The sequence below is a fragment of the Roseiarcus sp. genome (assembly GCF_052145395.1).
Taxonomy (GTDB): domain Bacteria; phylum Pseudomonadota; class Alphaproteobacteria; order Rhizobiales; family Beijerinckiaceae; genus Roseiarcus.
This window is the reverse complement of record NZ_JBKQOT010000448.1, coordinates 1-6,859: the sequence shown is the minus strand read 5'-3', so window position 1 is coordinate 6,859 and position 6,859 is coordinate 1. Positions and strand designations below refer to the sequence as shown.

Sequence of the window (6,859 nt, the reverse complement as noted above, 5' to 3'; positions counted from 1 at the left end):
GCGCGGATCGCGTCCTCGTTCTGCATTGGCGGCATGAACTGCATCATGAAGGCCACTTAGTCGAAGAACTTCGTCTTCGCGAGGTCGTCGTCGATCTTGGGGAAGTCGATGGCCGGCGCCGCCGGAGGGGCGGGCTGGTTGAGGAAAGCCGAGAGCGGGCGCGCCTTGTAGCCGTCCTGGACCTTGATCACGTTGTCCATGTCGGCGGCATTGAAGAGCTGGGTGCGGAAAATCGCCAGCGAGTGCTGCGAACTCGACTTGAACACCTTCTTGAGTCCAGCTGGTGTATCGCCCCGAAAATTCGGGCCCACGACCATGTAGTCGCCCAGTTCGTTGCCGGTCGCTCGCGAGCCGATGTAGCCGTAGTTGTAGGTGCTGCTGTCGATGAGCTGCACCGAGTAGTAGCGCTTGGAGTCGACCGCGGGCACGCTGATGACGATCGGTTCGGCCCTCAGGTCCATCCACAGCATCGAATAGGGCGTGTCGGCGTTCGGGGTGACGACCGCCGTGTCCTTGTAGGTGAACGTGTCGCGGGCATTGTAGATTTCGTTGAACGGCGCCTTGTACTGGCCGGAGTCCTTGTCGAGGACGAACTTGTACATGACGGCGTAATTCATCACGATCGGCAGCCCGTAGGCGAAGCCGTTCTGCGCGATGTCTATTGCCCCGAAGAACCCCGGTCGGGCGTTCTGGGCGAGAGCGGCGGCAGGCAGGGCGGAAGTGAGCGCGCCCGCGGCGCCGAAGCGAAGGAGATCGCGTTTGGTCAGCATGAAAGGCCCCCAAGGCTTGAAATAAGCGGCGGCAAACAAGCACAGCATCACGCCCGCGGCAATGCGTGGCGCGGGGCAGGCCCGTTCGATGTTTGGCTCCAACGGAGTGAGCGCGTCTCGCGCCCCTAATGCGGCGAGACGCCGCCTCTCTGATTGACAGCGACCTCCATGGGGCTGCCAACAGGAATTCCGCGCCGCCTCGGGCGGCGAGACGCCACCCCTCCGCGGGACGAAGCTAATGCTCGCAGTCCTTGTAGAACTCCGGAAACTGGCTCTTGTCGACCTTCGCGCCCCATCCGTTGTTGGGGACCTGCGCATCGGTCGCGGCGGCGTAGTCCTGCTGGACGACCGTGAAGGTCGGCTGCGAACCCGTGTAGTCGACAATCCAGAAGTAGTCGTAGTTGTCGCCCTCCCATTTCACCGGCACGTTGGCGCCAGGAATCTGGTCAAGTTTGAGCAACGCCCTAAGCGTGTCGGGATCCTCCTTCCCCGAAGAGTCTTATTCGGCGATGTGTTTGTGCTCCCAGACGACAACGACGACCTTGCCGTTATACGCCGCCGACTCGAGCGCGGCTGCGGCATCCTTCGTTTCCGTGTCGAGACCGCCTTTCGAAAAGACCGTGAGCTCTTTGCCCCAACTCTCAGCCGATGGCTTCGCCGTTTCCTGCGTATGCTCGGTCACCGCAAAAAAAGCGTCGGGCTTCCCGCCCTTTCCAAAAATCGTGTCGTTCCCTGGCGCGTTCTTGCCGAGGTACTGAGCCGCGAGGGCCTGCGCGCGCAGTTTCCCGACTTTGCAAAGCTTGGAGCTGTCCTTCTTTTCGCCGTGGCGCGAAATGATGATGCGCGAGGGTTGCGCCTGCGCCGCCTCGGCGCAGAGCACCCCGGCGAGAGCGGCCATCCCGATCACCAGTGACAACCTTGGCATGTTTGCCTCCCGATCCGCCGTTTCGGCCCAGAATTTGTCTCGCGGGCTCGTGACAGGGAGCATTTCACATTCGTGATCCTGAAACAACGACTGCCCGGCAGGCGTTCTCACACCGTGAGTTCGATTCGGATCGGCGTGTGGTCGGAGGCCTTGTCGCGGCCGCGAATCGCCTTGTCGATCTCGACGGACTGGAGCCGGTCGGCCGCCTGGGGCGAGAGCAGGAGATGGTCGATGCGGATGCCGTTGTTCTTCTGCCACGCTCCCGCCTGATAGTCCCAGAACGTGAAGAGGCCTCCCGCGTCGGTCGTGGCGCGCAGGGCGTCGGTCAGGCCGAGCGCCATGAGCTCGCGGAATTTCTCCCGCGTCTGCGGCAGGAACAGCGCGTCGCCGGTCCAAAGCTCCGGACGGGCGGCGTCCTTCGCCTCGGGGATGACGTTGAAGTCGCCGGCCAGCACCATCGGTTCCTCGTACTCGAGCAGCTTTCGCGCATGCCGGATCAGCCGGTCCATGAAGGCGAGCTTGTAGGGATACTTGTCGCTGTCGGGCGGGTTGCCGTTCGGCAGGTAGACGCTGGCGAGCCGCACGACGCCCTTGTCCGTCGGAATGACGGCCTCGATGTAGCGCGACTGGACATCCGAATCGTCGCCCGGCAGGCCGCGGGCGACCTCGAACGGGCGCTTGGAAAGGATCGCGACCCCGTTGAAGCCCTTCTGCCCGTGGGTCTCGACGTTGTATCCAAGCTCCTCGACCTCCATCCGCGGGAACTGGTCGTCGAGGCACTTGATCTCCTGCAAACAGAGCGCGTCCGGCGCAACCTCCTTCAGGTAGTCGAGGAGATGGCCGATCCGCTGGCGGACCGAATTGACGTTCCAGGTGGCGATGCGCAAGGCGCGGGACTCCGAGGGGCGAGGCGAATCCGTGTCCATCGTGCCACGGGAGCGGCGCGAAGGGGAGGGCGCCCCGCGTCTCCGCCGCATTGAACGCCATTTCGGGAAAGCGATACCCCTGCCTCCGGCGAGCGACCGGGCCGGGATGGGCGTCATGAGCGACGTTCGGCCCTGCGAAAGGTCGCCTTGCGGCTGCCGCTGGGCCTGATCTTACTGCCGCTGCCCGACCCAGACTTCGAGCACGTTCGCATGGACGGGGGCGACGGCAACCGCCTTCACCGGCGTCGTGACGATGCCTGTCGCGTTGATCGCGGCAGCCAGGGTTTCGGCGGGAACCTTCTGCAGGACGTCGTGGTATCGCACTTCCGAGAGTCCGGCCGCGCTCGCCTGCCGGTCCAGGCCTTTCTGGACGTTCCAGGCCTGCGCCGAGAGTTTGTCGGCCAGCTTCTGAATGTCGGGCTGGTTGTAGCCGGCAAACTGGATGAAGACCAGATACTGCGCCTTGTCGAAGGGCGCAGGTTCGTCGATTTGTGGAAATGGCGTCGGAAACGGCGTGCTGGACGTCGAGTACTGTGAGCCAAGCAAGCCGCCCTGCGAAGGGGCCCACGCAGCCTTCGACAGGTCGACCGGCTGGCAATTTGTTCCTGGCGTGGGGTTATTCTCGCCTCGTTCCTTGGCGCAATCGGCCTGCTGCTTGTGGCAGGCGACGAAATATGGCCCGTTAGATTTATGTTCCTGATAACACCAGGCCGTTTCAGGCGAAGGCGGAGGCGCGACAGATCCGTTACCGTGATTCGGGGCGACCGTTGGAGACTGCCAGTTCCGCAAGACGGCCCAGCTCCCTGCGGCGGCGGCGACGACGACAAGAACTGCGAGCGCCGACGCCAGCAATCCCTTCGATCTCCGAGGGCCGACCGGCGAAGGCGTCGGTCGCATCGGCGGCGCCTGCGCCTGCGCCGGCGGCTCGACAGGAGTCGCTTGCTGGGTAGGATCGTCAAAGCCGTATTTCAGGAATTCGTCAAAGCTCCTCGGGCGCAACGTGTCGGAAAACAGCGCCAGAATGTCTCCGATGTGCGCCGCAAAGTCGTCCATCAGACGAAAGCTGCGGTAGTCGGCCTCCGACAGCAGGGTTGGTGACTTGCCCTTCAGTACGTCTGCCAACTTATCGTGTTCCTGCTGCCAATATTCGGCGTACCGGATTCGATCGATGATCTTGCTGAATTTGGCGTCGTCTAATGTAAAAAGCCGAACGCGCCGGAGAAAATCTTCTGGATCTTCTCGACTATTCTTCCACATCTGGAACAGTTCATTCATGCAGAATGGCGACGTTAGATATTTGTCGCTCAGGAAGACAAACACCCTGTCGCCGCCTCCGATCCGGCGCATGAAATCGGATATGCGGTCTCCCGCCTTCAGCGCGTCCTTGTCCCGAACGATCTCGACGCCATTTTTCTTGGCCTGCTCACACAGCGCGTCGACCTGCGCCTCGCGATGCGGGTCCCCTTCGTCAGCCCAGGCGTAGGAGACGTAACATCGAGGGGTGTTTGCGCCGCCCGCCATCAATTCGCTTCCGACTGGAGAGGAGACAACAAACGAGTCCATACCATCGGTTGTTGTGAACAGATAGCGGTCGGAAATCGTGGGCCGCGCAACGCAGGCCGCCCCGCGGCCCTGGGTCAGGACGAGTCAATCGTCGATCGCCTGGTAGGCGAGGGCGCGCAGGTCGAGTTCGGGCAGGTCGAAGCTTTGCATGGACTGGGTCATGAAGAGCCCGACCATCTGCTCCTGAGGATCGACCCAATAATGGGTCTTGGCGGCGCCGGACCAGCCGAACTCGCCAACCGATCCCGGCGCTCCCGTGAGCGCCACGTCCATCGCCACCCGCGAGCCGAGGCCGAAGCCGTAGCCGAGCAGGGGAAGGCCGCCGATCTCGAGCGGAAGAAGGGCGGGAGGCACGCGGTTGGCGGGCATGAGCGCCAGGGTCTTGCGACCGATGATCCGCGTCCCGTCGAGTTCGCCGCCGTTCGCCAGCATCTCAGCGAAGCGAAGGTAATCGCCGATCGTGCTGAACAGCCCGTGGCCGCCACGAACGAAGGTCTCGGGCGCATCGACGGGATAGGTGGCGGACACATCCAGCCGCTCGTTAACGCCTTGTTTCCAGACCTCGAATGCGGCGCTCATCTTCGACTCGGGACGGGCGAAATCGGGCCTTCCGTACATGGCGGCGAGCCGCGCCCGCTTTTTGGCCGGGATCTCAAAGGCGGTGTCGACCATGCCAAGCGGCTCGAACAGGCGCTCGCTGAGCACGACTGCAAGCGGCTTGCCTGCGATCACCTCGATGACGCGCGCCGCCACGTCGATGCCGACGCTGTAGTGCCAGCGCGAGCCCGGCTGAAAGGCCAGCGGAAACTCGGCGAGATCGTCGATCGCGTCTTTGAGCGTCACTTTCGGATCGAGGAGCTTCGCTCTCTCGTAGAGGGTGCTGACCGGGGAATCTTCGAGGAAGTGGTAGGTGAGGCCGCTCGTGTGCGCCATCAGGTCTGCGACGAAGATCGGGCGGACGGGGTCAACGAGGACGCCTTCGGGTCCGAGAACTTTTACGCGCCCGAAAGCCGGCAGGTAGGCGGCGACTGGGTCGACGAGGTGGACGCGCCCTTCTTCCAGAAGCGTCATGAGGGCCGTGCAGACGATCGGCTTGGTCATGGAATAGAGGCGGAAGATCGTGTCCGCGGTCATCGGCGTCTTGGCTTCCTTGTCCCGCCAGCCGAAGCTTTCGGCGTGCACGATCTTGCCGCGTCGCGCGATCAGCGTGCTGACGCCGGCATAAATTCCGCGGTCGACGTATGCCTGCATGCAGCGCCCGATCCGTTTCAGGCGATCCGCATTCATTCCGACGCTTTCGGCGGCCTCGACTCGCATGGTCTTCCTCCCTCGACGGTTCGTTCGGCCATGATCGACCGGGCGACGATCGCGATCAAGCCTGAGTCGAGCGATCGTCGGGCGCTGCATCCGAGGGGCCGCTCGACCCGTTCGATTTGGATTTCCTCAGGCCTCCGCGGCGGCGCATCGGGCGTCCGCGAAAAGCCGGCCGGACGAGGGTTGGAATGTCTTGGAATTCCTTGGATTCCTTCGTCCGAATCGGGGCTTTTCAAGTGGTTACGGGGAGGTCCCGGGCGAAAAAATCTTGCGGGCCCGCCTCCTCGCCTAGGGGCGCCGCCTCCTCGCGACCGGGTTCGTCCGGTTCGCTCTTCAGCACGGGGTCCTCGTCGTCCGGCGCGAGGTTCGCGGCCATGAAGTTGAGCTTGTCGAGCAGGCGCTTGCGATGATCGGCGGTGTAGGCGAACGGCTTCACAATTGCGCCCTGATGCTTGTCGAGCCGGTCGATCAGCTTGATCAGCGGGCCGATGGCCTTGAGCTCGCCGCGCGCCACCGCTTCGCCCGCGAGCCGCAGCGCCGGCCGCAGACGTTCGAGCTGCAGGTGCGCGTGGTCCTCGCCGCGGTCGAGGACACGGTTTTCCAGCACCTGGCCGACGATCTGGCGGACGCGCTCGGCCGAGAGACGCTCCTCCTTGGCGATGTCGTCATAAGCCCATCCCTCGCGCAGCCGCGCAAAGATGCGTTTGGTTCGCGCAGTTCGGGTCAAGATGTTCAACCGCCGCCGGGGTTTTTTGGTCTGGTCCATGGGGAGCTCGCTCCTTTCCGAATGCCGAAATAATAGCGTCCCGTTCGGGAGACCGGAAAGGATTTGCGCCAAGGTTTGGTAAATGCGGAGGCGGAGCGAACCGGAAGCCCTCGGGAAAGGAGCTGAACCTGGGGTGACGCGGCGCCGTCAGCCGGCCGCGGTGGCGGGCGCAAAAGGCTTCGCGAACGCGTTCCGCTTGTAGAAGACGTAAACGAGCAGATTGATTAAGGCCCAGCAGCCGGCGAGCACGCCCCCGAGCCAGATCATGATCGTTCTTTGCGTCGCGACGGCGTGGTCCTGCGCCAGCTGCGCCGGAATGCTGACGATCTGCGCGCCGACCACGTCGTTCAGCGTCCAGCCGAAGCCGTTGTCCGGACCATAGCGCCGCAAAAGTTCCGGCGGCGCGTTCACGGCAAGGCCGTGACATTCGAGGCAGCTCTTGTCGGCTCGGATCGGGGTCGAGACATAGAGCACCGGCCCCGCGGGCGACTCGCGCCGGCCGACAAACTCTTTCCTCGACGCGTCGCTGCGGAACATGTCGACGACGTCCCTCTGCCAATCCGACGCGCGGTCGCGCGGATTGGTCGGGTTGAGA

General features: G+C 63.6%; 8 protein-coding genes. All 8 read right to left on the bottom strand.

Features of this window, described 5'->3' with window-relative positions:
• Positions 1-56 precede the first annotated feature (56 nt).
• Positions 57-770 carry a DUF1254 domain-containing protein gene (locus tag ACLP25_RS15190; protein WP_442470023.1) on the bottom strand — a complete coding sequence of 238 codons (714 nt, stop codon included), beginning with the start codon at positions 768-770 and terminating at the stop codon, positions 57-59.
• Between the two features lie 235 nt (positions 771-1,005).
• Complete coding sequence (locus ACLP25_RS15185) at positions 1,006-1,230, bottom strand: hypothetical protein (RefSeq protein ID WP_442470022.1); 225 nt, start codon at positions 1,228-1,230, stop codon at positions 1,006-1,008.
• A gap of 39 nt (positions 1,231-1,269) precedes the next feature.
• Positions 1,270-1,695 carry a hypothetical protein gene (locus tag ACLP25_RS15180; protein WP_442470021.1) on the bottom strand — a complete coding sequence of 142 codons (426 nt, stop codon included), beginning with the start codon at positions 1,693-1,695 and terminating at the stop codon, positions 1,270-1,272.
• Positions 1,696-1,802: 107 nt separating this feature from the next.
• Complete coding sequence (xth, locus tag ACLP25_RS15175) at positions 1,803-2,582, bottom strand: exodeoxyribonuclease III (protein ID WP_442470020.1); 780 nt, start codon at positions 2,580-2,582, stop codon at positions 1,803-1,805.
• 210 nt (positions 2,583-2,792) lie between these two features.
• Complete coding sequence (locus ACLP25_RS15170) at positions 2,793-4,142, bottom strand: toll/interleukin-1 receptor domain-containing protein (protein ID WP_442470019.1); 1,350 nt, start codon at positions 4,140-4,142, stop codon at positions 2,793-2,795.
• Between the two features lie 126 nt (positions 4,143-4,268).
• Positions 4,269-5,501: a serine hydrolase domain-containing protein gene (locus tag ACLP25_RS15165; RefSeq protein WP_442470018.1), complete on the bottom strand. Its 1,233-nt coding sequence runs from the start codon at positions 5,499-5,501 to the stop codon at positions 4,269-4,271.
• 229 nt (positions 5,502-5,730) lie between these two features.
• Complete coding sequence (locus tag ACLP25_RS15160) at positions 5,731-6,264, bottom strand: hypothetical protein (RefSeq protein WP_442470017.1); 534 nt, start codon at positions 6,262-6,264, stop codon at positions 5,731-5,733.
• 147 nt (positions 6,265-6,411) lie between these two features.
• On the bottom strand, positions 6,412-6,859 hold a 448-nt coding region (locus ACLP25_RS15155), incomplete at its 5' end, for a Tll0287-like domain-containing protein (RefSeq protein WP_442470016.1).

What these genes read in the sequence shown, in the direction of transcription:
- ACLP25_RS15190 (WP_442470023.1), bottom strand. Translation starts at nt 770, where the DNA reads ATGCTGACCAAACGCGATCTCCTTCGCTTCGGCGCCGCGGGCGCGCTC.
- ACLP25_RS15180 (WP_442470021.1), bottom strand. Translation starts at nt 1,695, where the DNA reads ATGCCAAGGTTGTCACTGGTGATCGGGATGGCCGCTCTCGCCGGGGTG.
- ACLP25_RS15170 (WP_442470019.1), bottom strand. Translation starts at nt 4,142, where the DNA reads ATGGCGGGCGGCGCAAACACCCCTCGATGTTACGTCTCCTACGCCTGG.
- ACLP25_RS15165 (WP_442470018.1), bottom strand. Translation starts at nt 5,501, where the DNA reads ATGCGAGTCGAGGCCGCCGAAAGCGTCGGAATGAATGCGGATCGCCTG.
- ACLP25_RS15160 (WP_442470017.1), bottom strand. Translation starts at nt 6,264, where the DNA reads ATGGACCAGACCAAAAAACCCCGGCGGCGGTTGAACATCTTGACCCGA.